This is a genomic window from Actinacidiphila sp. DG2A-62 (assembly GCF_035825295.1).
Lineage (GTDB): Bacteria > Actinomycetota > Actinomycetes > Streptomycetales > Streptomycetaceae > Actinacidiphila.
Genome location: NZ_JAYMGI010000002.1, coordinates 7,166,148 through 7,192,331 on the forward strand (window position 1 = coordinate 7,166,148; position 26,184 = coordinate 7,192,331).

Genomic DNA, 26,184 nt, shown 5'->3' on the forward strand with positions numbered 1-26,184 from the left:
TGACGGGTGGGCACGGTCACTTGACACTGCCTAACGGAACGGGGGCTTCCCCTGATCCGCAAGAAGAGAGCGTTCTCAAAAAGCCAATCAAAGGTGCAGGTCACTCCCGACCTGACATTGGTTCACCATCGGGGCGGCACAGCCCCCACATCGACCCCCACATCGCCGCGCCGACCCGGCTTCACTCCCCGAAGCCGGGCGAAAGGACATCCTCTGATGCGCAGCACCCCCTTCTCCGGCCCCGGCGGGCCGGGACCACGCTCGCACCGGCGCGCCCCGGCGCTCGTCGCGGCGCTGCTGCTGGCCGTCGCCGGGCTGCTCGGGCTGACCCGCGTGGCCGGCAGCGCGTCGGCCGACACCACCGACTACACCCAGAGCGTCAGCCAGCCCACCGCCTCGCAGGCGAAGATCACCTTCACCCCCACGTCCCCGGCCGCGTACGTCATCACGCACTACACGGTCAACGGCGCCAACCAGCAGAACGTCCAGATGGCCAACTCCGGCGGCACCTGGACGTACACGGTCTCCTCGCTGACCAACGGCGCGGTGCTGTCCTACTCGTTCACCTACGAGAAGAACGGACCGCAGTACGACACCCCGTGGTTCACCTACACCGTGGGCAGCGGCACCACCCCGCCCACCTCGCCGCCGACCAGCCCGCCCACCAGTCCGCCGGCGGCCAACTGCACCAACCAGTCCGACACCCCGGACTTCGGGCCGAACGTGCACGTCTTCGACCCGTCCATGGGCAACGCCGCGATCCAGTCCCAACTGGACGCGCAGTTCAACCAGATGAAGGACACCCAGACCGCGCAGTTCAGCGAGAACCGGGTGGCCGACCTGTTCAAGCCCGGCACCTACAACGTCGAGGACAACGTCGGCTTCTACACCTCGGTGGCCGGCCTCGGCCAGAACCCCGACGACGTCACGATCAACGGCGACGTCACCGTGGACGCCTTCAACGCCTCCGACGCGGGCAACGCCACCCAGAACTTCTGGCGTTCGGCCGAGAACCTGGCGATCAACCCCTCCAGCGGCACCGACCGCTGGGCGGTCGCGCAGGCCGCGCCCTTCCGCCGGATCGACGTGCACGGCGGCCTGGCGCTCTACCCGGCCAGCTACGGCTGGGCCAGCGGCGGCTACGTCGCCGACACCAAGGTCAGCGGGCAGGCCGCGTCGGTCTCCCAGCAGCAGTGGTACACCCGCGACAGCACCTACGGCAGCTGGGCCGGCGGGGTGTGGAACATGGTCTTCTCCGGCGTGAACGGCGCCCCGGCGACCACCTTCCCCAACCCGCCGGAGACCACCCTGGCCACCACCCCGGTCTCCCGTGACGTGCCGTACCTGTACATCGACGGCAGCGGCAAGTACCGGGTGTTCCTGCCGAGCCTGCGCACCAACGCCTCGGGGCCGAGCTGGGCGAGCGGCAGCACCCCGGGCAGCTCGCTGCCGATGAGCCAGTTCTACGTGGTCAAGGCCGGCGACACCGCGGCCACCATCAACAACGCGCTGGCGCAGGGCTGCAACCTGTTCGTCACCCCCGGCGTGTACCACCTGAGCCAGACGCTCAACGTCACCCGCGCCGACACCGTGGTGCTCGGCATCGGCTACCCGACCTTCGTGCCGGACAACGGCGTGAACGCGATGCAGGTCGCGGACGTCGACGGGGTGCGGCTCAAGGGCCTGCTCTTCGACGCCGGCACCACCAACTCCCAGGCGCTGCTGACCGTCGGCCCGTCCGGCTCCTCCGCGAGCCACGCCTCCGACCCGACGACGATCCAGGACGTGTTCTTCCGGATCGGCGGCGAGAAGGCCGGCAAGGCCACCAACAGCCTGATCGTGAACAGCAACAACGCGATCATCGACCACATCTGGGCCTGGCGCGCCGACCACGGCAACAGCGGCACGGTCGGCTGGACCACCAACACCGCCGACAACGGCCTGACCGTGAACGGCAACAACGTGCTGGCCACCGGGCTGTTCGTGGAGCACTACCAGAAGTACGAGGTGGTGTGGAACGGCCAGGGCGGCAAGACGATCTTCTTCCAGAACGAGATGCCGTACGACCCGCCCAACCAGGCCGCCTGGGTCAACCCCAGCGGCCAGAACGGCTACGCCGCCTACAAGGTCGGCTCCAACGTCACCACGCACGAGGCGTGGGGGCTGGGCAGTTACTGCTACTTCAACGTCAACTCGTCGGTGAACAGCTACCACGCGTTCGAGGCGCCCACCACCTCGGGCGTGAAGTTCCACGACCTGCTGACCGTGTCGCTGGGCGGCGTGGGCACCATCACCCACGTCATCAACGACACCGGAGCGGTCACCGCCTCCAACACCACGCCGACCAACGTGGTCAGTTACCCGTGACGCGCCCGACCGGTGCCGGCCCCGGCCGGCACCGGTCGCCCGCGCCCTCAGCCCTCCAGCTGCTCGTACGCCGGCAGCGTCAGGAAGTCCACGTAGGAGGCGTCCAGCGCGGTGCGCACCAGCAGGTCGTGCGCCTGCGCCCACCTGCCGGCCGCGAAGGCGTCCTCGCCGATCTCGTCGCGGATCGCCACCAGTTCGTCGGCGGCGACCTGCCGGACCAGCTCCGGCGTGGCCTTGACGGCCGCGCCGGCCTCCTCGAAGACCACCCCGGCGTTCACCCACTGCCAGATCTGCGAGCGGGAGATCTCGGCGGTGGCCGCGTCCTCCATCAGGTTGAAGATGGCCACCGCGCCGTGCCCGCGCAGCCACGCCTCGATGTAGCGGATGCCCACCTGCACCGCGTTGCGCAGGCCCTCGAAGGTCGGCTTCGCCTCCAGCGAGGCCACGTCGATGAGTTGGGCCGCGGTGACGTGGACGTCCTCGCGCAGCCGGTCCTTCTGGTGCGGCCGGTCGCCCAGCACCGCGTCGAACGACGCCCGCGCGATCGGCACCAGGTCCGGGTGCGCCACCCACGAGCCGTCGAAACCGTCGCCGGCCTCGCGGTCCTTGTCCGCCTTCACCTTCTCGAACGCCGCCCGGTTGACCTCCGGGTCGCGCCGGGACGGGATGAACGCGGCCATGCCGCCGATCGCGTGCGCGCCGCGCTTGTGGCAGGTGCGGACCAGCAGTTCGGTGTAGGCGCGCATGAACGGGGCCGTCATCGTCACCGCGTTGCGGTCCGGCAGCACGAAGCGGGCGCCGCCGTCGCGGAAGTTCTTCACGATCGAGAAGAGGTAGTCCCAGCGGCCGGCGTTCAGGCCCGAGGCGTGGTCGCGTAGCTCGTAGAGGATCTCCTCCATCTCGTACGCGGCGGTGATCGTCTCGATCAGCACGGTGGCGCGCACGCTGCCGCGCGGCACGCCCACGTAGTCCTGCGCGAAGACGAACACCTCGTTCCACAGCCGGGCTTCGAGGTGCGACTCGGTCTTGGGCAGGTAGAAGTACGGGCCCTGGCCGGCGTCGAGCAGCCGCCGCGCGTTGTGGAAGAAGTACAGCCCGAAGTCGACCAGTCCGCCGGGCACCGGCTCGCCGTCCACGGTCAGGTGGCGCTCGTCCAGGTGCCAGCCGCGCGGCCGCACCACCACCGTCGCCAGCTCGTCCGCCGGGCGCAGCGCGTACGCCTTGCCCTCGGGGGAGGTGAAGTCGATCCGCCGCTCGTAGGCGTCGATCAGGTTCAGCTGCCCGCCGACGACGTTCTCCCAGGTGGGCGCGGAGGCGTCCTCGAAGTCCGCGAGCCAGACGCGGGCCCCGGAGTTGAGCGCGTTGATCGTCATCTTGCGGTCGGTGGGGCCGGTGATCTCCACCCGGCGGTCCTCCAGCGCGGCCGGCGCGTCCGCCACCCGCCAGTCGCCGTCGCGGATGTGCGCGGTGTCCGGGAGGAAGTCCAGCGTCGCGGTGCGGGCGATCTCCGCGCGGCGGGCGCGGCGCAGCTCCAGCAGCTCGGCCCGGCGCGGCGCGAACCGGCGGTGCAGCTCGCCGAGGAAGGCCAGCGCCTGCGGGGTCAGCACCTCCTCGCCGCGGGGGACGGGCGGGGCGCTCGCGGAGACGGCCGCGGGGGCGGGGGCGCTTGCGGACATGCTGTCACTCCTCCAGAGGGGCCTGGGGTCTGCGGTCCGGCGTCCGCGGCCGGGTCCGGGGCCTGCGGTCCCCGGGGCCCGCGGCACCGGGTGCCGGGCCGCTGCGGGCGCCGACGCCGGGAGCCGGTGCCGTGCGCCCACGACGGGCGTTCTACCTGCATTCTGCAAGGTGGAGCATAGTTTTCGCAGTGCGGAAGTTCAACGTTTTGTGGCACGCGGTGCAGGCGTGTCCGCGGCCGGGCGCGGGTTCGCCTGCGCGTCCCCGCCGGCATCCGCGCCCGGACCCTCGGGCGCGTCCCCGCCGGTCTCCTCGCCCCGCCGGGGCGGGGCGAGGAGCCGCAGGTCGTCGGGGGTGTCGATGTCCGCGGGGTCGGCCACGTCCGCGCACTCCACCAGGAGCGTCTGCCCGGAGTGCTCGCGCAGATACGTCCGTGCGCCGCGGTCGCCGCCCGCGCTGCCCGCCACCCCCGCCCAGCGGCTCGCGCCGATCAGCACCGGGTGGCCGCGCCGCCCCTCGTACGCCGCCGCGGCCAGCGCCGAGTCCAGGTCATCGCCCGCCCGCGCCGCGGCCACCACCCGCGCCACCGCCGCGCCGCCCACCCCGGGCTGGTCCACCAGCGCGACCACCGCGGCCGCCGGGCGGACCCCGGCGGCGGCGAGGGAGGCCAGGCCGGCCCGCAGCGAGGAGCCCATGCCCTCGGTCCACAGCGGGTTGTCCACCACGACGCACCCCGACAGGTCCGCGCGCTCGCGCACCTCGGCCGCCGCCGCGCCCAGCACCACGTGCACCGGCCCGCAGCCGCCGGCCCGCAGCGCCCGTACCGCGTGCTCCACCAGCGGCAGGCCCGCGTACGGCAGCAGCGCCTTTGTCCGGCCGCCCAGCCGCCGGCCGCCGCCCGCCGCGAGGAGCAGCCCGGCCACGTCGTCCCTGCGCGCCATCGCGTCGTCCCTTCCGTCCCCTCCAGGCATACCGCGCACCGCCGCACGGCGGAACCGGGCACGGCCGGCGCGGCGTGTTCCGGTATCGTCGGGCCGTGCCCGGCGAGGGGCGCGACCGGGGGAGCACCTGGCGAGTTCGGGACAGGACGGGGGCCGATGGGCGAGCCGCACACCGGTCCCGGCATCCCGGGCCCGCACTCCGACGACCGGTCGCCGCGCACCCCGCCGCTCCCGTCGGCTCCGCCGGCGTCTCCGGCCCCGCCGCCGTCGCCCGTCCCGCCCACGCCCGCCGGACCGCCCGGCCCGGCTGGGCCGCCCGCCCCGGCGTCGCCGCCCGCGTCCGGGGGCCCCGGGACGCCCGCGTCGCCGCCCCCGCCCGTGGTTCCGCCCGCGGCCCACGGGGAGCCCGCACCAGGGCCCGCCGGAGCCTCGCTCGCGGCCGCCGAGCCGCTCGTGCCGCAGCCCGCGGCGTCGGCGGCTCCCTCCGCAGCCGACGCCGCCGCGGCGGGCGGGCTCGACGCCGACGCCGAAGGGCCCGCCGTGGTGGCCGGACACCGGGTCGGGCCGCGGGTGTACGACGGCGGCCTCGGGCCAGCGCATCTCGCGCACGCCCCCGGCGGGGAGCCGGTCGCACTGACGCTGGTACGGGCCGCCGCGGCCGCGCGGGAAGGGTTTGCCGCGGGCTTCCACCGGGACGCGCAGGCCGCGGGCCAGGTGCGCGGCGCGGCGCTGGTCCGGGTGCTCGGCAGCGGCCGGGAGGGCGAGCGCTACTGGCTCGCCGCGGCGTACGAGCCGGTGCGGACGCTGGCCGGCGCGGGGCCGCTGCCCACGCGGACGGTGCTGCGGCTGGTCTCCGGCATCGCTGAGGCGCTGCGCGTGCTGCACCACGCCGGCGTCGTGCACGGCGACCTGCGGCCCGCGCACGTGCTGCTCGCGGCGGAGGGGCCGCGGCTGAAGGAGTACGGCCTCGCGGGCGTCCCCGGCTTCGCGCCGGAGGCCGGCGAGGGGCCGGCGTTCCTGACGCCGGAGCAGGCCGCGGGGCAGCCGCCCGTCCCCGCGTCGGACGTCTTCGCGCTCGGGCAGATCGCCGCGTACGCCGCGATAGGGGTTCCGCCGTTCGGCGAGGACCCGGGCGCGGCGCGGACCCGGGTCCGGCAGGAGGAGCCCGACCTCAACGAACTCCCGGGCGAGCTGCGGGAGATCGTCACCCGCTGTCTGATCAAGGACCCGGCGCTGCGGCCGTCCCTGGCCCAGGTCACCACGATGTGCGCGCAGGCCGCGCCCCCGGGCGCCCCCGCGACGCCCTGGCTCCCCCCACACCTCCTGCACCCGCCCACACCACGCTTCCCGCCCGGCGCGCCCGGCGTGTCCGGGCCCACGGCCGCCCCCGCGTCGGCCGCGCCCCCCGCGCCTGCCGGGGTCTCCGGTCCGGCGGCCCCCGCGTCGCCCGCGCCGGCGTTTCCGCCCGCGCCGGGGGCCCAGTCCCCCGCAGCGGTGACTCCCGCGCCCGCGGCGACCCCCGCAGCGGCCTCCGCGCCCACCGCTCAGCGGCCCGCGCAGGCCACCGGGAGTGCGCCGCCCCCGGTCGCCGGGAGCCCGCAGACGGTCTCCGAGGCCGCCGCGCGGCAGCCCGGGCAGCCGCAGGACTCCGCGGCCGCGGCGCTGCCGCCCCCGGCCGCCTGGTCCGGCCTCCAGGTCTTCAGGGGCCCGAAGTTCGCCGCACCCCTGGGCGTCCCCGCGCCCGAGGCGCCCGCCGGCGGTCCGGGCCCGGGCGTCGCTCCGCAGGCCCCCGCGCCCGCGCAAGCCGCCGGCGACGGCGGCGTACCCGGAACGCTGCCAGGACCTCCGGGGCAGCCGGGACCTCCGGGGCCTCCGGGGCCCCCGGGTCAGCCGAGCCATCCCGGCCATCCCGGCCAGCCGGGGTGGCACTGGCGGCCTCCCGTGCACCTGCCGGTGCACTTGCCCGCGCGTCGGCGGCGCGGAGCCGGCGCCGCGCTCGCCGCGGTCGTCGTCGTGGGCGCGGCGGGCGTCGCGCTGGCCGTCGGGAGCTCGGACGGCGGCGGAGGCAAGGAGTTCGGCGCCGCGCCCCAGTCGTCGCCCACCGCGACCGCGACCGCGTCCTCGCCTCCCGCGGCGACCTCGCCTCCCACCTCGCCGTCCGGCGGCGGCGCGACCACCTCGCCGCTGCCCGTGGGCGACCGTTACGAGGGGATCCGGCTGGCCGCGGGCACCTCGCTGGTGCTCCAGGAGTCGCCGCCCGCGGTCCGTCCCGGGCCGTACGGCGGATCGTTCGGCTTCACCGAGCGCGGCGACGCGTTCGCCACGGACGCGCGGCACGGCACCCTGGCCGTGCTGGACCCGTCGACGCCGCCGACGCTCGCCTCGTGCGTCGCGAGCGCGGCCGGCGCCCCGGCCGCCGGCCGCCCGGCCGCCGGTACCGCGCTGGTGCCGCGCGGCACGGTGACCGCCGGCAGCCGGATCTGTGTGCACTCCGTCGACGGGACCGTCGCGCTGGTCACGCTGCGCCGGCTGCCGATGCCCGGCGACCCGGCGCCGTACGCGACGCTCGACGTGACGGTGTGGCCGGTCGCCGACCGCAGCGCCGAGGGCGACCAGTAGCGCACGAGGCCCCAACTCGCCCCGGTGACAGGGAAGTCGACCGAAAGCCGTAACAAATTCACACGACCATGTAGCGCGAGGACCGCCCGTTCGCGTTTACTGTCCGCCCCGGGGGGCAATCCCGAGACACGCGGCCCGACGAGGACAGCGGTGGGGGAGACGTACGTGCTGGACGACGACCGCAGTGGCGCTTCCGTGCGCCCGGAGGCGGACGACGCGGCTGTTGCCGTGCAGCGGGCGGTGGACCGCCTGCGGCACGAACTCGCCGCGTACCGACCGCTGTTACCGGACCGTGCGGTCGCCGAGGACGAACTCGACGCGCTCGCGGCGCAGGCCGCGACCGTGGCGGCGAGCGGCGCGCCCCCGGACACCGAGCGGGTGCACCACTCGCTGCTCCTGGTCGCCGCCGCGCTCGGCTCGGTCAGCGCGCTGACCGAGCCGCTGGGCGACGTCCGCCAGGCCGTCGAAGCGCTGGCCCAGCCCCACTGACGGCCCGCGGCCGCCGCCTCGCCCGCCTCGTGCCCACGCGCCGCCGCGCGCTCGTGCCCCGCGGACGCCCGCGCCCCCAATCACGCCCCCGGCGTCTCCCCGCTGCTGCTGAGCGCCGCGGCCAACCGGTGGGCCACCTCGCGCAGCACCGGGACGATCTTGTCGGTCGCGGTGTCCGTGACGCGGCCCGCGGGGCCGGAGATGGAGATCGCCGCGGCGGTCGGCGCGTCCGGGACGGGGACCGCGAGACAGCGGACGCCGATCTCCTGCTCGCTGTCGTCGACGGCGTAACCGCGCTCCCGGACGCGGGCCAACTCCGCCAGCAGGACGTCCGGTTCGGTGATCGTGCGGTCGGTCGCCGCGGGCATTCCGGTGCGTGCGAGCAGCGCCCGCACCTCGCCGGGCGGCAGCGCGGCCAGCAGTGCCTTGCCGACGCCCGTGGAGTGCGGCAGCACCCGCCGGCCGACCTCGGTGAACATCCGCATCGAGTGCCGCGAGGGCACCTGCGCGACGTACACCGCCTCGTCCCCGTCGAGCAGCGCCATGTTCGCGGTCTCGCCGGTGGCCTCCACCAGCTCCGCCAGATACGGCCGCGCCCAGGCGCCCAGCAGCCGCGACGCGCTCTCGCCGAGCCGGATCAGCCGGGGTCCGAGCGCGTAGCGGCGGTTGGCCTGCTGGCGGACGTAGCCGCAGGCGACCAGCGTGCGCATCAGCCGGTGGATGGTGGGCAGCGGCAGCCCGCTGCCGGCCGCCAGCTCGCTCAGACCGACCTCGCCGCCCTGGTCGGCCATCCGCTCCAGCAGGTCGAAGGCCCTCTCCAGGGACTGCACGCCCCCGGCGCGGTCAGCGGTCACGTCGTACCCCTCTACAGGACGCTTACGGGACGCTCCGCGGGGACGCGGAGCCACGGCGTGCGGAATGCGAGTTTCGCCAGGCGGAACCCTACCGCTCTTGACGTCCCGGCGGGCGATCTCCACCATGGCCGTCAACAGAACGTTGAAATCCCTGTGGCGGGCCGCCGGCGTGTCCGCACGGTCCAGTCGGCGGACAGGAGATCCCGTGACCCGGTACGGCGACGGCCAGGAGCGCGCGCCCGAGCGGCTGCCCCGCTCCGACGACGGCGAGGAGGCCGCCCCCGAGCGGCTGCTGCGCTCCACCCGCGTGGTGACCCCGGACGGCGAGCGGCCGGCCGCCGTCCACGTCCGCGGCGGCGTGATCGCCGCGGTGCTGCCGCACGACGCCCCGGCGCCGCCCGGCGCGCTGCTCACCGACCTCGGCGACCACGCGCTGCTGCCCGGCCTGGTCGACACCCACGTGCACGTCAACGACCCGGGCCGGGCCGAGTGGGAGGGCTTCGCGACCGCCACCGCGGCCGCCGCGGCCGGCGGCGTCACCACGCTGATCGACATGCCGCTCAACAGCATCCCGCCCACCACCTCGACCGCCCACCTGGAGGTCAAACGCGCCGCCGCCCGCGGCCGGGTGCACGTCGACACCGGCTTCTGGGGCGGCGCGGTGCCCGGCAACACCGCCGATCTGCGGCCGCTGCACGACGCCGGCGTCTTCGGCTTCAAGTGCTTCCTGCTGCACTCGGGCGTGGACGAGTTCCCGCCGCTCGGCCCGGCCGCGCTCGCCGAGGCGATGGCCGAGATCGCCCGCTTCGACGGCCTGCTGATCGTGCACGCCGAGGACCCGGTGCTGATCGGGAACGCCCCGCAGCGGTCCGGCCCGAAGTACGCCGACTTCCTCGCCTCGCGGCCGGCCGCCGCCGAGGACACCGCGATCGCCGGACTGATCGCGCTGGCCGGCCAGACGGGCGCCCGCGTGCACGTGCTGCACCTGTCCTCGGCGAGCGCGGTGCCGCTGATCGCGGACGCCAGGGCCCGCGGGGTGCGGCTGACCGCCGAGACCTGCCCGCACTTCCTGACCCTGACCGCCGAGGAAGTCCCGGACGGTGCCACGGAGTTCAAGTGCTGCCCGCCGATCCGCGAGGCGGCCAACCAGGACGCGCTGTGGCGGGCGCTGGCCGGCGGCGTCATCGACTGCGTGGTCTCCGACCACTCGCCGTCCACGATCGAACTCAAGGCCCGGGACACCGGCGACTTCGCCGCCGCGTGGGGCGGCATCTCCTCGCTGCAACTGGGGCTCCCCGCGGTGTGGACGCAGGCCCGCCGGCGCGGCCACACCCTGTCGGACGTGGCGGCCTGGATGTCCGCCGGCCCCGCCCGGCTGGCCGGGCTCGCCGCCAAGGGCGCCATCGAACCCGGCCGCGACGCCGACCTCGCGGTGTTCGCCCCCGAGGAGACCTTCACCGTCGACCCGGCCGGGCTGCACCACCGCAACCCCGTCACCGCCTACGCCGGACGCACCCTGCACGGCGTGGTCAAGGCCGCCTACGTCCGCGGCGCCCCGGTCGTCCGCGACGGCCGACTCACCGCGCGGACCCGCGAAAAGCCCGCCGGCCGGCTCATCGGACGGCCGACCGGCGGGAGTTCGCGCTGACGCTGCTCGTACTGACCCTGACTGCCTTGCGCGTGCTGACCCTGCCCGTGCTTCTCCTGCTCGCGCCGGCGCAGTTCACACCCGCGCGGTCAGAATGCGGTCAGGCCGCCCGGCGGGCCCGGCGGCGGTGCGCGGCCACGATGTCCGCGTACCGCCGGCCGCTGCCCTTGATGGTGCGCTTCTGCGTGGCGTAGTCGACGTGCACCAGACCGAAGCGCTTGTCGTAGCCGTACGCCCACTCGAAGTTGTCCATCAGCGACCAGGCGTAGTAACCGGCCAGCGGCACGCCCTGCTTGACCGCGCGGGCGCACGCGGCCAGGTGCTCCTCCAGGTAACGGGCCCGCTCCGGGTCGTCGACCTGGCCGTCGTCGCCGACGGTGTCGCGGTAGGCCGAACCGTTCTCCGTGACGAGGATGCGGTGCGCGCCGTACTCCCGCGTCAGCCGGAGCAGCAACTGCTCCAGGCCGTCCGCGTTGACCTCCCAGTCCATCGCGGTACGCCGCACGCCCGGCAGGTAGACCTGCTTGGCGTAGGGCGCGGGCCCGGTCGGGTCGTCGGTGACCACCTGGCGGAAGTAGTAGTTCAGGCCCAGCCAGTCCAGCGGCGCCGCGATCAGCTCCAGGTCGCCGTCCTTGGCCGGCAGGTCCACGCCGTACAGCTCCAGCATGTCCTGCGGGTAGCCGCGGCCGTGGATCGGGTCCAGCCACCAGCGGTTGGTGTGGCCGTCGGCCCGCTTGGCCGCCGCGATGTCGGCCTCCCGGTCGGTGGCCGGCTCGCACGGGCTGAGGTTGTTCACGATGCCCACCCGCGCGTCGGCGTGCGCGGCCCGCAGCGCCTGCGCCGCCAGACCGTGGCCCAGGTGCAGGTGGAAGGAGGCGCGGACGGCCGCGGTCAGGTCCGTCCAGCCGGGCGCCATGGTGCCCTCCAGATGGCCGATCCACGCCGAGCACAGCGGCTCGTTGAGGGTCGCCCAGTCCTTCACCCGGTCGCCCAGCGCGTTCGCCACCACCGAGGCGTACTCGCCGAACCGCTCGGCGGTCTCCCGCTCCGGCCAGCCGCCGCGGTCCTGCTGCGCCTGCGGCAGGTCCCAGTGGTAGAGCGTGGCGTTGGGCGTGATGCCCGCCTCCAGCAGGGAGTCCACCAGCCGGTCGTAGAAGGCCAGTCCGGCCTGGTTGACCGCGCCGCCGCCCTGCGGGACCACCCGCGGCCAGGCGATGGAGAAGCGGTACGAGTCCAGGCCGAGTGCCTTCATCAGCTCCAGGTCCTCGGGCACGCGGTGGTAGTGGTCGCAGGCGACGTCGCCGGTGTCGCCGTCCGCAACCTTGCCGGGGGTGTGGGAGAAGGTGTCCCAGATGGACGGGGCCCGGCCGTCCTCGTCCACCGCGCCCTCGATCTGGTAGGCGGCGGTGGCCGCGCCCCAGACGAAATCGGCGGGAAGAGCGCTCAGGTCGTTCACAAGTTACCTTTCGGTGGGGGTCACTTGACGGCGCCGGCGGTCAGACCGGCGACCAAGTAACGCTGCAGGAGCAGGAATCCGGCGACCACCGGCACGCTCACCACGAGCGAGGCGGCCATGACCTGGTTCCAGTAGACGTCGTTCTGGGTGGCGTACTCGCGAAGGCCCACGGCCAGGGTCCGGGTGCTGGAGTTCGTCATCACCGAGGCGAAGAGCACCTCGCCCCACGCGGTCATGAACGCGTACACCGACACCGCCACGATGCCGGGGATCGCGGCCGGCACGACCACGCGGAAGAGCGCGCCGAACGGGCCGCAGCCGTCCACCTTGGCCGCCTCGTCCAGGTCCCGGGGGATCGAGTCGAAGTAGCCGACCAGCATCCAGATGGAGAACGGCAGCGAGAAGGTGAGGTAGGTGATGATCAGCCCGAGCCGGCTGCCGTTGAGCGTGATGCCGGTGCTGTTCCCGATGTTGACGAAGATCAGGTACAGCGGCAGCAGGAAGAGGATGCCGGGGAACATCTGGGTGGACAGCACGGTCACCGTGAAGACCTTGCGGCCGGCGAACCGGTAGCGGCTCACCCCGTACGCCGCGAAGATCGCCACGATCACCGAGAACGCGGTGGCGCTGACCGACACGATCACCGAGTTGAGGAAGTAGTGCGCCAGCGGCACCGTCTTCCAGATGTCGATGTACGGCCGGACGGTGAGGCCGTGCGGGATCCACTGGAAGGAGCCCTGCACGTCCTGGAGGTTCTTCAGGGACGAGCTGAGCATCACGTACACGGGCGTGAGCACGAACAGCAGCAGGAGCGTCAGCACCACCCGCCGGGTCCACACGAAGGACCGCGGCTGCGCCATCGGCGACGGCTGCGCGGGTGTCCGAAGGGTCCTAGGCATCGGCCTCGCCTCGCTTGCGGCCCGTGACCAGCAGGTAGACCGCCGTCACCAGCAGCAGGAAGAGCAGCAGGAGCACGGACATCGCCGAGCCCGAGCCGAAGTTCCAGGTGATGAACGACGACTGGTAGATGTGGATGGAGATCAGGTCCGCCTGGTGCGGCGCGGACTGGCCGAACATCACGTACGGCGTGTTGAAGTCGTTGAACGTCCACAGGAACAGCACCAGCACCAGGACCTGGTTCACCGGCCGCAGCGACGGCATGGTGATCTTCCTGATCTGCTGCCAGACGCCGGCGCCGTCCATCGCCGCGGCCTCGTACAGCTCGCGCGGGATGTTCTGCAGACCGGCCATCAGCGCCAGGAACGCGAACGGCCAGGACTTCCAGACCGACACGATGACCATGGCCCAGAAGCTGTTGTCGCCGATCAGCCAGAACGGCTTGTTCGACGTGACGTGCAACTGGTCGTGCAGGACGTGGTTCACCAGGCCGGTGTCCTGCTGGAACATGAACGTCCAGGTGATCAGCGCCGCGTAGGCCGGCAGCGCGTACGGCACCAGGAAGATCGCCCGGAGCACCGCGCGGCCGCGGAAGGTGTCCTGCATCAGGATCGCCGCCGCGGTGCCGAGCAGCCAGGACAGGCCCACCGACAGCAGGGTGTAGGCCAGCGTCACCCAGAACGAGTGCAGCAGCGCCTGCCCGATCGGCTGGTGGATCTTGATCGCGGCCTTGTAGTTGTCGAAGCCGGACCAGGGGGCGCTGTTCCAGTGGTGGATGTAGAACAGCGTCAGGTTCTTGAAGCTGATCACGATGCCGAAGACCATCGGCACGATGTGGATCAGCAGTTCGGCCAGCAGGGCCGGCAGCAGGAGGAGATACGGCAGGCCGACCTGGCGCAGCCGTTCTGCGACACGCGGCCGGAGCCGGCGCCCGGCAGCGGTCTTCTCGCTGTCGGGGCCGGCTTCGGGCGCGCGCCTGGGAGGGGCGGTGGCAGTCATGGGAGCGGGCCGATCCTCAGGAGGCGGGCATCTGCTGCTGCGCCTTGGTCAGCGCGGCCTTGACGGAGTCGGTCGTCACCGGCTTGCCGGCCGCCGCGTCCGCGAACAGGTCCTTGACCGCGGTGCCGACCAGCGTCTCGAACTGGCTCTCGTTGGGCACCTGCGGCAGCGGCGCGGCCGAGTTGGACAGCACGCTCGCCAGCACCTTCAGGTCGGGCGTCTGGAACGCGGCGTCGCTCTGCGCCTCCTTGACCGGCGGCAGCGAGCCGTAGGTCCCGTTGAGGATCTTCTGCTCGGGCGTGGAGGTCATGAACTTCACGAACGCCTCGGCCGCGGCCTTGTGCTTGGTGTTCTGGAACACCGCCATGTTGATGCCGGCCACCATCGAGGTGATCGCCGCGTCACCGGTCGCGTTCGCGGTCGGCGTCGGCACCGGCACCACGCCGTACTCGTCGGGCTTCATGCCGTGCGCCTTGATCGAGGTCGCGGCCGACTGCCACATCATCATCGCGGCCTTGCCGGTGGCGAAGTCGGTGATGGTCTGGTTCTGGCTGTACTCCGCGTCGCCCTTGGCGGCGATCTTGTCGTTGGCGATGAAGTCCACGTACTGCTTGACCGCCGCGACGTTCGCCGGGGTGGTGAAGGTGGCCTTGCCGGAGGAGTCGAACCAGTCGGAGCCGCGCTGCTTGGCCAGCACGAAGGCGTGGTGGATGTTCTCGGCGCCGTTGCTGCCCTCGACCGCCAGGCCGTAGTGCCCGCCGGTGGTGAGCTTCTTGCCGTCGGTGACCAGCTCCTCCCAGGTCTTGGGCGGCGTCAGGCCGGCGTCGGCGAACATCTTCTTGTTGTAGTAGAGCCCGTAGGCCATCGAGTACAGCGGCACCGCGGCCGGGTCCTTGCCGGCCGCGCCGGCCGCCGCGATCGCCGCGGGCGCGAACCGGTCCTTGCCGCCGATGGCGGTGAACGCCGCGGAGTCCCACGGCATCAGCGCGCCGGTCGCCTGGAGCGAGGCGGACCAGGTGTTGCCGATGTTCAGCACGTCCGGGCCCTGGCCGGACGTGGTCGCCGCCAGGATGCGGTTGAGCAGGTCCGCCCAGCCGATGACCTCCAGCTTGACCTTGATGCCGGTCGCTTGCGTGAACTTGTTCAGCTCCGGGGTCAGCACCTGCTTGTCGTTGTCCAGGCTGGTGCCCTGGTTGCTGGCCCAGTAGGTGATGGTCTGGCCCTTGAGGCTGGCGGGGTCGTTGTTGCTGCTGCCGCCGTTGTCGTCGGAGCCGCCGCCGCACGCGGTGACGGTCAGACCGAGCGCGGCCACGAGGGCGGTGGCCGCGAGGAGTCTGCTGGAGGTGCTGGAGGTGCGCATACCGATGGCCTCTCGGGTCAGGTGGGATCGCTTCAGGAAGTGAACAGCGCCTGCGCCTTAATTCAGGCCGTGATTTAACTTGTGAGAAAAGGTGGCGTCAAGACCTTGAGCAGCGATAGATTCACGCCGGACGGGCGCGAGGGGAGAACCGATGGCTGAGCGGGGCAGGCGGACCGTGCGTGACCTGCGACGCGGCAACCGTGCATCGCTTCTGCGTCATTTGTATTTCGAAGGCCCCCTCAGCCGGCAGGAGTTGGGTCGCGACACCGGGCTCAGCGCGGGCTCGATCAGCAACGTCGTCGGCGAGCTGATCGCCGACGGCATGGTCGAGGAGGCCGGCGCCGTGGAGTCCGACGGCGGCCGCCCGCGCACCCTGCTCCAGGTGTCCGCCGGCTACGGCTACGTGGTCGGCGTCGACGTCGGCGAGACCCGGGTGCGGGTCGAGCTGTTCGACCTCGCGCTCACCGAACGCTCCTCCGCCGACCTGCCGCTGTCCGACAGCGGCCACGACGTCGACCACGTGGTGCGCCTCGCGCTCGACGGCATCGCCTCGGTGGTCCGCGAGGCCGGCGTCGACGACCGCGAGGTGCTCGGCGTCGGCATCGGCGTGCCCGGCATCGTCGAGCAGGGCGACCCCCGGCTCAGCCCGCCCGGCGAGGGCCACGGCATCGTCGTGCACGGCCAGACCATCGGCTGGGACGCGGTCCCGCTCGGCCGGCTGCTGCGGGCCGGCACCGAACTCCCGCTGTACATCGACAACGGAGCCAAGACCCTCGGCCAGGCCGAGATGTGGTTCGGCGGCGGCCGCGGCTCGGGCAACGTGGTGATCGCGCTCATCGGCTCCGGCGTCGGCGCGGCCGTCGTCGCCGACGGCACCCCGTACCGCGGCGCGTCCAGCAGCGCGGGGGAGTGGGGGCACACCACCCTGCGGGTCGGCGGACGCACCTGCCGCTGCGGCTCGCGCGGCTGCCTGGAGGCGTACGTCGGCGCCGAGGCGCTGCTCGCCCGCTGGCCGGGCGCGCCCGAGGGGGTCAGCGAGGAGAACGCGCTGGCCGCGCTGCTCGCCGCCGCCGACCACGACGAGACCGCCGCCGCCCTGCTCACCGAGGCCGCCGAGTACCTCGGCGCGGGCCTGGCCGACCTGGTCAACCTCTTCAACCCGCAGCGCATCGTCATCGGCGGCTGGGCCGGACTGCTGCTCGGGCCCAAGCTGCTGCCCGCGGTGCGCCAGTACGCCGCCGCGTACGCGCTGCACCACCCCAGCGCGCAGACCTCCATCGAACTGGGCCGGCTCGGCGCCGACGCGGTCACCGTGGGCGCGGCCACCCTGCCGCTGGCCCGCTTCCTCGACACCGGCGGCGAGCGCGTGGTGCGGCTGCCGGCGCAGGCCGACAACGCGCGGGCGGGGACGGCGGCGGGGACGGCGGCGGGGACGGCGGCGGGGGCGGGCGCCGGCGCGGAGTCCGGTACGGGTCCCGGCTCGGCTGCGGGTCCGGGCTCGGCTACCGGCTCCGGCACCGGTACGGGTGACACGGTGCGGAACCGAACCGCACGGGCGGTACGTTGACGGAAGGCGGTGTCCCGCGCACCGTTCGTCACCGTTTCGTCGTTCATCACCCCGTTCGTCCTGAGGAGCCCGCTGTGACCCTGCAGCAGCAGATCGTCGGCAACGCCATGCAGATGGTCGTCTGTACCCTCCAGCCCGGCCAGACCGTCTACTGCGAGGCGGGCAAGTTCCTGTTCAAGACCGCCGACGTCTCGATGGAGACCCGCCTCGGCGGCCCCGGCAGCCGCGGCGCGGGCGGCGCCGGCGGCCCCGGCGGACAGCAGGGCGGCGGCGGGATGGGCGGCCTGCTGCGGCAGGCCATGGGCACCGCGATGCAGGTCGGCCAGCGCGCCCTGGCCGGCGAGTCGCTGGCCTTCCAGCACTTCACCGCCCGCGGGCCGGAGGAGGGCACGGTCGGCTTCGCGGGCGTGCTGCCCGGCGAAATGCGCGCCCTGGAGCTCGACGGCTCGCGGGCCTGGTTCGCCGAGAAGGACGCCTTCGTGGCGGCCGAGGAGACCGTGCAGTTCGGCATCGCCTTCGCCGGCGGACGCCAGGGCATGAGCGGCGGCGAGGGCTTCATCCTGGAGAAGTTCACCGGCACCGGCACGGTGATCATCGCCGGCGCGGGCAACTTCATCGACCTCAACCCCGCCGACTTCGGCGGCCGCGTCGAGGTCGACACCGGCTGCATCGTCGCCTTCGAGGAAGGCATCCAGTACGGCGTGCAGCGCATCGGCGGCCTCAACCGCCAGGGCATCATGAACGCCGTCTTCGGCGGCGAGGGCCTGTCGCTGGCCACCCTGGAGGGCAACGGCCGGGTCATCCTCCAGTCGATGACCATCGAGGGCCTCGCCAACGCGCTGAAGAAGGCCCAGGGCGGCGACAAGCAGGGCCCCACCGGCGGCCTCTTCTCCACCCACGTCGGCTGAGCCGGCTCGGCCCGGTGACCCGCCCCGCGGTACGTACCAACGCGGCGTGTCGCCCGCGCGCAGGGGACACATGCCCCTCGCACGTCACGGTAAGGACACATCTGCCCGCGACCGGGGCATGGCGGCCCCCGCGGTACGGGTAACGTGCCTGCACCGGGGGCCCGCGCACCCGGCGGCATCGGCCGGCGTCGGCCGGCCGGCATCGGCAAGGACAGGCCCAGGACCGATCAGCTCAGCCGCGCACCGGATCGCCGCACGGAGATCCGGCCGGAACCCGTACCAGATCCGTACCAGGTCCGACCAGGACGCTCCAGGAAGGTGGGCGAACCGCCGTGTACCGCTGGGAGATCACCCGGGCCGCGCTGGCCCAGCGGGTCTTCGCCACCATCCGCGGCGAGAGCTACGACCAGGCCGCCGCCACCGCCGACACCCTGCTGTCGGCCGGCCTGACCACGTTGGAGATTTCGCTCACCACGCCCTTCGCCCTGGAGGCGGTCACCACGCTGGTCCGCGAGGTCGGCGACGACGCGGTGATCGGCGCCGGCACGGTCCTCGACGGCGTCTCCGCCCGGATGGCCATCGAGGCCGGCGCCCGCTTCCTGCTCTCGCCCAACCTCGACGAGCAGGTGCTGCGCACCGGCCACCGCTACGGCGTACCGGTCTTCCCCGGCGTCGCCACGCCCACCGAGGCGGTCCGCGCGCTGGAGCTGGGCGCCGACGCGCTCACCCTCTACCCGGCGATCTCCTACACCCCCGACTGGATCACCGACGTCCGCGCGATCCTGCCGCAGGCGCCGGTGCTCCCGGTCGGCGGCATCACCGTCGGCGCCGCGCCCGACTGGGTCGCGGCCGGCGCGGTCGCGGTCGGCATGGGCTCCGCGCTCACCGACGGCGACCGCGCGACCGTCACCAAGCGCCTGACCACCCTCCTGGAACGCCTGGCCGACTCCGGGAGTTGAGTCGGTAGCCGGGTGGGCGTGCACCGGGACGTACCGGCGGGCGCCGCCTGCCACGCCCGGCGGCCGGAGCCCGCGGCGGGGGCCGCGCGGGCGGCGCCCACTGGACACCGGGGAGGACCGCCATGACCACCGACATCGTCGACCTGACCGCCCTCGGCGAGGACTTCGTCACCGACCCCTATCCGGTCTACGCGGAACTGCGCGCCCGCGGCCCGGTGCACCGGGTGCGCACCCGGGACGGCGAGATGTGGCTCGTCGTCGGCTACGAGGAGGCCCGCGCGGCGCTGGCCGACCAGCGGCTGGCCAAGGACTGGCACGGGCTCACCGGCGGGGCGCTGGAGGACGGTGCGTACGGCGCCGGAGCCGATCCGTACGCGATCGGAGCCGATCCGTACGGCGGGGGCGATCCGTACGGCGGGAGCGATCCGTACGGCGCGGGTGTCGCGTACGGCGGCGGCGAGGCCGTGGTCACCGTGGGGCGGAACATGCTGGAGAGCGACCCGCCGCGGCACACCCGGCTGCGCAAGCTGGTCGCGCGGGAGTTCACCGCGCGCCGGGTCGCCGCGCTGCGCCCCCGGGTGGAGGCGATCACCGAGGAGCTGATCGACGCGATGCTGCCGGCCGGCCGTGCCGACCTCGTCGCGTCCCTCGCCTTCCCGCTGCCCATCACGGTGATCTGCGAGCTGCTCGGCGTGCCGGACCTGGACCGCGAGGCGTTCAGCGGCTGGACCCGCGCGATCCTGGGCGACGACGACGGCACGGCCGGCGCGGGAGCCGGTACGGGACCCGACGCCGTGGCCACGGTGGCCGAGGCGGAGGCGCGAATGGGCGCCTACCTCGGCGAGCTGATCGAGGACAAGCGCTGCTCGGGCCCGCGCGAGGACCTGCTCAGCGCGCTGATCCAGGCGCGCTACGACGACGGCGACCGGCTCTCCCCGAGCGAGCTGGTCGGCATGGCCTTCCTGCTGCTGGTCGCCGGGCACGAGACGACCGTCGGCCTGATCGCCAACGCGACCCTCGCGCTGCTCCGCCACCCCGACCAACTCGCCGCGCTGCGCGCCGACATGGACGGCCTGCTGCCCGGCGCGATCGAGGAGACGCTGCGCTGGGACGGCCCGGTGGAGACCGCGACCTACCGCTTCACCCGCGACGCCTACCCGATCGGCGGCACGGTGGTGCCGCCCGGCTCGGTCGTCGTGGTCGCGCTGGCCTCCGCGGACCGCGACGCCGCGCGCTACCCCAGCCCCGACACGTTCGACATCCGCCGCTCCACCCAGGGCCACCTCGCCTTCGGCCACGGCATCCACTACTGCCTCGGCGCCCCCCTGGCCCGCCTGGAGGGCGCGGTCGCCCTGCGCGCCCTCCTCACCCGCTGCCCCGACCTCGCCCTCGACGCCCCCGTCCCCGCCTACCGCACCGCCCTCCTCATGCGAGGCCCCCGATCCCTCCCGGTCCGCTTCTGAAAGCCCTGGGGGGCGCGAGGCAACCGGCCACCGGCGCGTCAGCCGGGAGACCGAGCCCAGCCGGGGCTCAAGCCCGGCGGGGCAGACGCGTCCCCGAAGGGGCGCGGGGAACTGCGCGATCAGCCACTCACCGGCGGGGCAGCCGGGGACAGGCCCAGCGGGGCAGACGCGGAGGTCAGGGGGCCGCGCCGGAGGCGAAGGTGCGGCGGTACTCCGTCGGCGTCGTCCCCAGAATCCGCTGGAAGTGCAAGCGCAGGTTCGTGCCCGTGCCGAGCCCGACATCCGCGGCGATCTGCTCCACGCTCCGCGCGGAGCGCTCCAGCAGCTCCCGCGCCATGTCGATGCGTGCCCGCATCACCCACTGCATCGGCGTGTACCCGGTGTCCTCCACGAACCGCCGGGAGAAGGTCCGCGGCGACACCGCCGCGTGCCGCGCGAGCACGCCGAGCGTGAGGTGCTCGCCGAGGTGGCGCAGCGCCCACTCGCGGGTCGCCGCGAACCGCTCGCCCAGCGGCTCCGGCACGCTGCGCGGCACGTACTGCGCCTGCCCGCCGCTGCGGTACGGCGCCGCGACCAGCCGCCGCGCCGCGTGGTTGGACGCGGCCACCCCGACGTCGCCCCGCAGGATGTGCAGGCACAGGTCGATGCCCGAGGCCGCCCCCGCCGAGGTGAGCACGTCGCCCTCGTCGACGAACAGCACGTTCTCGTCGACCCGCACCCGCGGGTGCTTGGCCGCGAGCGCCCGCGTGTAGTGCCAGTGGGTGGTGGCCCGGCGCCCGTCCAACAGCCCGGTCGCGGCCAGCGCGAACGCCCCCGTGGAGATCGCCGCGAGCCGCGCCCCCCGGTCCCGCGCGGCCACCAGCGCGGCGACGACGGCCGGCGGCGGGTCCTCACGGTCGGGGAAGCGGTAGCCGGGGATGAAGACGATGTCCGCCCAGGCGAGCGCGTCGAGGCCGTCCGCGACGTGGTATGACAGGCCGTCGCCGCCGGTCACCAGGCCCGGCGCCGCGCCGCACACCCGCACCTCGTACGGCATGCTCGCTCGGGTCGTGAACACCTGCGCGGGAATCCCCACGTCGAGCGGCTTGGCGCCCTCCAGCACGAGGACGGCGACACGATGCAGGCGGGAGGGCGGCACGGTGACCAGCGTAGACGCGGCGGCCGCCGCGAAGCTCACCCCGGCGGCACGCCGCCGCCGTGGCGCTCCGCCCAGTCCGCGCGGGCGGCGGCCAGCTCCGGCGCGACCGCACCGGTCAGCCGGTCGCCCAGGGCCCGTAACCGCTGCCCCAGATCGGTCACGCCCGCCGGGTCCAGGCCCCTGATCCACCAGTCGTCCACGACCTGGACGTTGACCACCGGAAGGTCGGGATCGCCGGCCTCGGTGAAGGGGATGCAGTCGATGGTGACGACGAGCACGCCCGAGACCTGCGCCGGGTCGGCCCCCGCGGCCACCGGGACGAGCAGGCCGCCGCGGTTGGCCTGGTGGACGATGCCGGCCAGATGGAGGTGCAGCCGGTCCGGCCGTACCCCGGTCCTGCTCGGGTCGTCCTCGGCCCACCAGGGCAGGTAGCCGCGGACGACCTCACCGCTGGTGGTCGAGACGGTCCAGGTGCGGGCGGACGGCACGGGAGGCATGGACGGCACGGCCGGTCCGGGGCCGTGCCCGTCGTCGGAGCGCTTCACGGCCCCACCTCGCCCCGGCGGCCCGAGCGTACGTCGCCCCGACCGCCGTCACGTACCTCGCCGCCGCCCGCGCGCACGTCACCCCGCCCGTCGACGCCCGCCTCGCCCCGGCGGCTCGCGCCCGCCTCGCCGCCGCTCACCGTGCACACCGCCCACACCAGCTTCCCCGGCCCGTCCCGGTCGCTGACCCCCCACGCCCCGCCAGTCAGCGCGTCGACCAGCTCCAGGCCGCGCCCGGACTCCTCCTCGGTCGAGGCCCTACGAGGCCGCGGCTTGCTCCCGCCGGCGTCGTGGACCTCGATCCGCACCCCGTCCGCCAGCCGCTCGAACCGCGTCGCGATCAGCCTCCCGACCGGCGGATGCGCGTGCGCGATCGCGTTCGTCACCAGCTCCGAGACGACGAGCTCGGCGTCGTCCACGACCTGCCGCAGATCCCACGCGGCCAGCTGCACGGCCAGCAACCGCCGCGCCCGGCCCACCGACAGCGGAGTCGGCGGCCACGTCTTCACCACGGACGGAGGCTCGTCGGCCGCCGACGGACGTTCGCCGGCCACTGCCCGCCTCACCTCCCAGCTCCCACGACGCCGGCCAACCGCCGCAAGCCGTACGGCGGTTGGACCGACCCGAGCGACAACCACCGTGAGTGACACGGCACTTGAGTCGAACTGGGTGGTTCACCCTGCAATAAGATCATATATGTGACCATCATCACTCCACTCCGTAGCCAAACGGCTACCCAGGAGGCTTAGCGTGACGTAGTGTCAGATCGCCTTCAACTAGTCAGTTGGGAAGGGATGGCGGGGGTCGTATGGTCAATCGCAAGGAGCTGGAACCCGAGAGCAGTCCACGTGCTGCGTACGGCGCGCGGGTGCGCACGTGGCGGGAGAACCGGGGGTGGAACCAGGAGGGACTGGCCCACGCGGCGGGGTGTTCGAGCCAGCACATTTCGGCCGTGGAAACTGCCCGCAAACCGCCGACCCTGCGGTTTTCGCGCAAGCTCGACTACGCCTTCGGCACGGCCAACACGGAGCACTCGTTCGAGCGCGAGTTCTACGAGTTGCGGCGCGGCTCGCTGCTGGAGGGCTTCCCCGAGTACCTGCGCCACGAGGGCCGGGCGGCCGAGATCCGGGTGTTCGAGATCGGGATCATCCCCGGCCTGTTGCAGACGCCCGAGTACGCACAGGTGTTGGCGAACAGCGCCGTCCGTCGAGGTTCCATCACGTCAGAACAGGCTGAGGAACGCCTCGCCTTCCTCGCTGAACGGCAAGCGAGCCTCGTACGCGAGCATCCGCCCATGCTCTTCGTGACCATGGACGAGAGCTGCATCCGCCGCTCGGTCGGCGGACCCGCGGTCATGGAGGCACAATTGGCACGGCTGGTCGAGTTCGCCGGGATGCCGAACACGCAGCTCCAGGTGGCGCCGTTTGCCATGGGCGAGCGACGGACCCTCAACCTGCCCGTCAACCTCCTGACTCTGGCGGACCGCTCCGTGATCGCCTACGCCGAATCACAGGCTCAAGGGCACCTCGACCGCGAAAGTGTGTCCGTGCTCCCGCTGTTGACGGCATACCATCAGCTACAGGTGGAAGCGATGTCCCAGGCGGACACCGTGGCCATGATCAACGAGTTGCGAAAGGGCACCCCGTGACGACCGAGACCCCCCGTTGGTTCAAGTCCTCGTACAGCGACAACGGTGGCACCTGCGTCGAGATCGCCGCGAACCTGGCTGGGTCCCGCGGCGTGGTCCCCGTCCGCGACAGCAAGGACCCGCACGGCCCGGTCCTCGACTTCTCCACCACCGAGTTCGCCGCCTTCGTCGCCGGCATCAAGTCCGGCGACTTCGGCACCGTCTGACCCCGCCGCGCGGGCGTCGGCTCAGGACGCCAAGGCGGTGAGGGTGGTCTCGGCGGTCAGCCGGAGGTCCTGGATCATCGGGTTCGGGTCGTCCCTGCGGCTGACCAGGACGACCCTGCTGGGGGGAGCGTCCTCGACCGGGACGGTGACCAGGCCGGTCCGCAGCGAGCTGCGGCGATCGCCGACCGGCAGCACGGCGATCGCCGTGCCGCTCGCGACGAGTTCGAGCTTGTCCTCGTAGCTCTCGATCGGCGGCACCCCGGCCCCGAGGAGTCGGTAGGAGGCCCAGTCCGCGGTGCCGGACGGGCACGGCGCCACCTCTTCGCCGGCCAGTTCTTCCACGGTCACCGACGCACGGTCGGCCAGGGGGTGGCCGCGCGGGACGACGAGCATCCGGGGCTCCTCGTACAGCGGCGTGGCGGACACGTCCTCGTCGGCGAACGGCAGCGGGGCCCGCGCGATCAGGGCGTCGACCCGCCTGTCCGTCAGTGCCCCGATGTCGCCGCAGCTCAGATGCCGGGTGGCGATCTCGGCGTCGGGTCGGCGGCGGCGCAGTTCTCGTACGGCGGGGGTGATCACCAGATCCTCGACGTAGCCGATGGTGATCCGACCGGTCCCGGTCTGCTCGCGCACGGCCAGTTCGGCCTGGCGGGCGGCGCGCAGCAGGGCCTGGGCCCGGGGGAGGAACGTCCGGCCGGCCGGGGTGAGCCGGGCGCCCTGCGGGGTGCGGTCCAGCAGCCGGGCGCCGAGATACTTCTCCAGGCGCTGGATCTGGCGGCTCAGCGCCGGCTGGGCCACGTGCAGGTCGGCCGCGGCCCGCCCGAAGTGCTGGTGCGCCGCCACCGCGGTGAAGTAGCGCACGAGCCGCAGCTCCAGGTCCTGTCCGAGATCGTTCACCCTTGCAGCGTACGACGGCGCGGCCCCCATGCCGTTTCGGAATGAGCCGCTTGCGGAACCGGTCTTGGACGGGCCCGCCGCCCGGGACCTTGACTGGAGGAGCAACGTTTCCCCGAGAAAGCGACAGGCTCGATGAAGGCGATCCAGTTCCACGAAGCGGGCGGGCCGGAAGTTCTGCGGTACGAGGAGGTGCCGGTTCCCGGCATCGGCCCGGGCGAGGTGCTCGTCCGGGTGCACGCGGCGGGCGTCAATCCGCCGGACTGGTACCTGCGCGAGGGGATGAAGGTCATGCCGGCCGAGATGAGGCCGGCGCTGGAGTTCCCCTGACCCCCGGAACGGACATGTCGGGCGTGGTCGAGGCGGTCGCTCCGGACGTGCGGGGGTTCGCCGTGGGCGACGAGGTCTTCGGCATGCTGCGGTTCCCCGGATTCGACGGCCGGACGTACGCCGAGTACGTGGCCGCGCCGGCCTCCGACCTGGCGCACAAGCCGGCCGGTGTCGACCACGTGCAGGCGGCCGGGGCGCCGATGGCCGTACTGACGGCCTGGCAGTACCTGATCGATCTCGGCCACGACGTGCCGTCCCCGTTCACCGGCCAGGTGCACCGGCCGGTGCCGATCACGCCGGGCATGACCGTGCTGGTCAACGGTGCGGCCGGCGGGGTGGGTCACTTCGCGGTGCAGGTGGCGAAGTGGAAGGGGGCGCACGTCGTCGCGGTGGCCTCCGGCCGGCACGAGCAGTTCCTGCGCAAGCTCGGCGTCGACGAGTTCATCGACTACACCACGGCGCGGGCCGAGGACGTGGCCGGCGGCGTCGACCTGGTGGTCGACACCGTCGGCGGCCCGGACAGCGCCCGCTTCCTGACCGTGCTCAGGCGCGGGGGCGCCATGCTCCCGGTGTTCTTCGCGCAGTACGACCCGGAGGAGACGGCACGTCTGGGCGTCACGGTCTCGAACATCCAGGTGCGGTCCAGCGGGGCCCAACTCGCTGAGATCGGGCGTCTGTTCGACGAGGGCAGGCTCCAGGTCGGGGTGGACAGCACCTACCCGCTGTCCGAAGCGGCCGCCGCGCACGCGCGAGCCGCGCGGGGGCACATCCAGGGCAAGATCGTGCTGACGGTGGCCTCGTGACCGCCGAACTCCACCAGGTGGTGGCGGCCTACGCGCACGCCCTGGACGAACTGGACGTGCCCGCGCTGGAAGCGGTCCTGACCGACGACACCACCTGGACCTTCACGATGCCCGGACGGGGAACGCTCGGCCCGGTCGCCGGACGCCCGGCGGTGCTCGGCTTCGTCCGTGACGGGCACGCGGCCGAGACCGGAAAGGTGCGGCACCACCTGGGCAACGTCGTGGTCACGGCGTCGGGCGCCGCCACTGCCGGGGTGCGGGCATATCTGCTGCAGACGAGGAACACCGGCGAGGGCGTCCAGATGCTCTCGACCGGGGTCTACACGTTCGGCCTGCGGAGGTCCGGCGGCGGGTGGCGGATCGCCGAGCTGACGCTGGCGCTGGACAACGCGTTGTAGGGCGTTGTTGCCGGGGGCCGG

At 73.4% G+C, this 26,184-nt stretch carries 21 protein-coding genes and 2 pseudogenes; 12 read left to right on the forward strand and 11 right to left on the reverse strand.

All coding sequences use genetic code 11. From position 1 onward, the window contains the following. Nucleotides 1-216 precede the first annotated feature (216 nt). Entirely contained in the window at nucleotides 217-2,367 is a 2,151-nt protein-coding gene (locus VSR01_RS31850) for a hypothetical protein (RefSeq protein WP_326452462.1), read from the forward strand. Nucleotides 2,368-2,414: 47 nt separating this feature from the next. Here the strand turns inward: VSR01_RS31850 and aceB are convergent, their stop codons facing one another. Both aceB and VSR01_RS31860 read right to left on the reverse strand, forming a co-directional pair. Continuing rightward, on the reverse strand, nucleotides 2,415-4,043 hold the full coding sequence (gene aceB, locus VSR01_RS31855) for a malate synthase A (protein WP_326452463.1): 1,629 nt from the start codon (nucleotides 4,041-4,043) through the stop codon (nucleotides 2,415-2,417). 330 nt (nucleotides 4,044-4,373) lie between these two features. Then, nucleotides 4,374-4,982, reverse strand: a pseudogene (locus VSR01_RS31860) (nucleotidyltransferase family protein); the annotation flags it as partial. Nucleotides 4,983-5,360: 378 nt separating this feature from the next. Between VSR01_RS31860 and VSR01_RS31865 the strand changes: the two are divergent. Then, a complete protein-coding gene (locus VSR01_RS31865; protein ID WP_326452464.1) occupies nucleotides 5,361-7,601 on the forward strand; it encodes a serine/threonine-protein kinase in 2,241 nt (746 codons plus the stop codon). A 150-nt stretch (nucleotides 7,602-7,751) separates the two neighbouring features. Beyond that, on the forward strand, nucleotides 7,752-8,090 hold the full coding sequence (locus VSR01_RS31870) for a DUF5955 family protein (RefSeq protein WP_326452465.1): 339 nt from the start codon (nucleotides 7,752-7,754) through the stop codon (nucleotides 8,088-8,090). 80 nt (nucleotides 8,091-8,170) lie between these two features. Here the strand turns inward: VSR01_RS31870 and VSR01_RS31875 are convergent, their stop codons facing one another. Further along, a complete protein-coding gene (locus VSR01_RS31875; RefSeq protein ID WP_326452466.1) occupies nucleotides 8,171-8,944 on the reverse strand; it encodes an IclR family transcriptional regulator in 774 nt (257 codons plus the stop codon). Between the two features lie 247 nt (nucleotides 8,945-9,191). On the opposite strand from VSR01_RS31875, the gene allB reads away from it, so the two are divergent. Continuing rightward, nucleotides 9,192-10,592: an allantoinase AllB gene (allB, locus tag VSR01_RS31880; RefSeq protein WP_326453933.1), complete on the forward strand. Its 1,401-nt coding sequence runs from the start codon at nucleotides 9,192-9,194 to the stop codon at nucleotides 10,590-10,592. Nucleotides 10,593-10,692: 100 nt separating this feature from the next. Here allB and VSR01_RS31885 read toward each other — a convergent pair whose 3' ends face one another. The 4 genes from VSR01_RS31885 to VSR01_RS31900 are packed head-to-tail and all read right to left on the reverse strand — an operon-like array spanning nucleotide 10,693 to nucleotide 15,304. After that, nucleotides 10,693-12,048, reverse strand: coding sequence for a GH1 family beta-glucosidase (locus VSR01_RS31885; protein WP_326452467.1), 1,356 nt, complete (start codon nucleotides 12,046-12,048; stop codon nucleotides 10,693-10,695). Nucleotides 12,049-12,068: 20 nt separating this feature from the next. Next, complete coding sequence (locus VSR01_RS31890) at nucleotides 12,069-12,947, reverse strand: carbohydrate ABC transporter permease (RefSeq protein ID WP_326452468.1); 879 nt, start codon at nucleotides 12,945-12,947, stop codon at nucleotides 12,069-12,071. Next, the gene (locus tag VSR01_RS31895; RefSeq protein WP_326452469.1) at nucleotides 12,940-13,944 is read right to left on the reverse strand and encodes a carbohydrate ABC transporter permease; all 1,005 of its coding nucleotides are present in this window, start codon (nucleotides 13,942-13,944) and stop codon (nucleotides 12,940-12,942) included. The genes VSR01_RS31890 and VSR01_RS31895 overlap by 8 nt, the downstream gene beginning before the upstream one ends. Before the next feature lie 16 nt (nucleotides 13,945-13,960). After that, a complete protein-coding gene (locus VSR01_RS31900) occupies nucleotides 13,961-15,304 on the reverse strand; it encodes an ABC transporter substrate-binding protein (protein WP_326452470.1) in 1,344 nt (447 codons plus the stop codon). Nucleotides 15,305-15,455: 151 nt separating this feature from the next. On the opposite strand from VSR01_RS31900, the gene VSR01_RS31905 reads away from it, so the two are divergent. The 4 genes from VSR01_RS31905 (at nucleotide 15,456) to VSR01_RS31920 (ending at nucleotide 20,201) form a co-directional block, all read left to right on the forward strand. After that, nucleotides 15,456-16,871, forward strand: coding sequence for an ROK family transcriptional regulator (locus VSR01_RS31905; protein WP_326452471.1), 1,416 nt, complete (start codon nucleotides 15,456-15,458; stop codon nucleotides 16,869-16,871). A gap of 74 nt (nucleotides 16,872-16,945) precedes the next feature. Then, nucleotides 16,946-17,779: an AIM24 family protein gene (locus VSR01_RS31910; RefSeq protein WP_326452472.1), complete on the forward strand. Its 834-nt coding sequence runs from the start codon at nucleotides 16,946-16,948 to the stop codon at nucleotides 17,777-17,779. Between the two features lie 332 nt (nucleotides 17,780-18,111). Continuing rightward, complete coding sequence (locus tag VSR01_RS31915; protein WP_326452473.1) at nucleotides 18,112-18,738, forward strand: bifunctional 4-hydroxy-2-oxoglutarate aldolase/2-dehydro-3-deoxy-phosphogluconate aldolase; 627 nt, start codon at nucleotides 18,112-18,114, stop codon at nucleotides 18,736-18,738. 122 nt (nucleotides 18,739-18,860) lie between these two features. Continuing rightward, complete coding sequence (locus VSR01_RS31920; RefSeq protein WP_326452474.1) at nucleotides 18,861-20,201, forward strand: cytochrome P450 family protein; 1,341 nt, start codon at nucleotides 18,861-18,863, stop codon at nucleotides 20,199-20,201. Nucleotides 20,202-20,376: 175 nt separating this feature from the next. Here the strand turns inward: VSR01_RS31920 and VSR01_RS31925 are convergent, their stop codons facing one another. Genes VSR01_RS31925 through VSR01_RS31935 form a run of 3 tightly spaced genes read right to left on the reverse strand, consistent with a single transcriptional unit; the run spans nucleotide 20,377 to nucleotide 22,396 of the window. Beyond that, entirely contained in the window at nucleotides 20,377-21,339 is a 963-nt protein-coding gene (locus tag VSR01_RS31925; RefSeq protein ID WP_326452475.1) for a GlxA family transcriptional regulator, read from the reverse strand. Nucleotides 21,340-21,374: 35 nt separating this feature from the next. Then, the gene (locus VSR01_RS31930) at nucleotides 21,375-21,884 is read right to left on the reverse strand and encodes a DUF6907 domain-containing protein (RefSeq protein WP_326452476.1); all 510 of its coding nucleotides are present in this window, start codon (nucleotides 21,882-21,884) and stop codon (nucleotides 21,375-21,377) included. Then, the gene (locus tag VSR01_RS31935; RefSeq protein WP_326452477.1) at nucleotides 21,881-22,396 is read right to left on the reverse strand and encodes an ATP-binding protein; all 516 of its coding nucleotides are present in this window, start codon (nucleotides 22,394-22,396) and stop codon (nucleotides 21,881-21,883) included. The genes VSR01_RS31930 and VSR01_RS31935 overlap by 4 nt, the downstream gene beginning before the upstream one ends. Before the next feature lie 296 nt (nucleotides 22,397-22,692). Between VSR01_RS31935 and VSR01_RS31940 the strand changes: the two genes are divergently transcribed. After that, entirely contained in the window at nucleotides 22,693-23,532 is an 840-nt protein-coding gene (locus VSR01_RS31940; protein ID WP_326452478.1) for a helix-turn-helix domain-containing protein, read from the forward strand. Further along, nucleotides 23,529-23,738 (forward strand): DUF397 domain-containing protein, encoded by a 210-nt coding sequence (locus tag VSR01_RS31945; RefSeq protein WP_326452479.1) that lies wholly within the window; start codon nucleotides 23,529-23,531, stop codon nucleotides 23,736-23,738. Before VSR01_RS31940 ends, VSR01_RS31945 begins: the two co-directional genes overlap by 4 nt. 21 nt (nucleotides 23,739-23,759) lie before the next feature. Here VSR01_RS31945 and VSR01_RS31950 read toward each other — a convergent pair whose 3' ends face one another. Then, entirely contained in the window at nucleotides 23,760-24,635 is an 876-nt protein-coding gene (locus VSR01_RS31950) for a LysR family transcriptional regulator (protein WP_326452480.1), read from the reverse strand. A gap of 132 nt (nucleotides 24,636-24,767) precedes the next feature. On the opposite strand from VSR01_RS31950, the pseudogene VSR01_RS31955 reads away from it, so the two are divergent. Further along, nucleotides 24,768-25,765 (forward strand): annotated as a pseudogene (locus VSR01_RS31955) (NADP-dependent oxidoreductase). After that, complete coding sequence (locus tag VSR01_RS31960; protein WP_326452481.1) at nucleotides 25,762-26,163, forward strand: nuclear transport factor 2 family protein; 402 nt, start codon at nucleotides 25,762-25,764, stop codon at nucleotides 26,161-26,163. Before VSR01_RS31955 ends, VSR01_RS31960 begins: the two are co-directional and overlap by 4 nt. Nucleotides 26,164-26,184 lie beyond the last annotated feature (21 nt).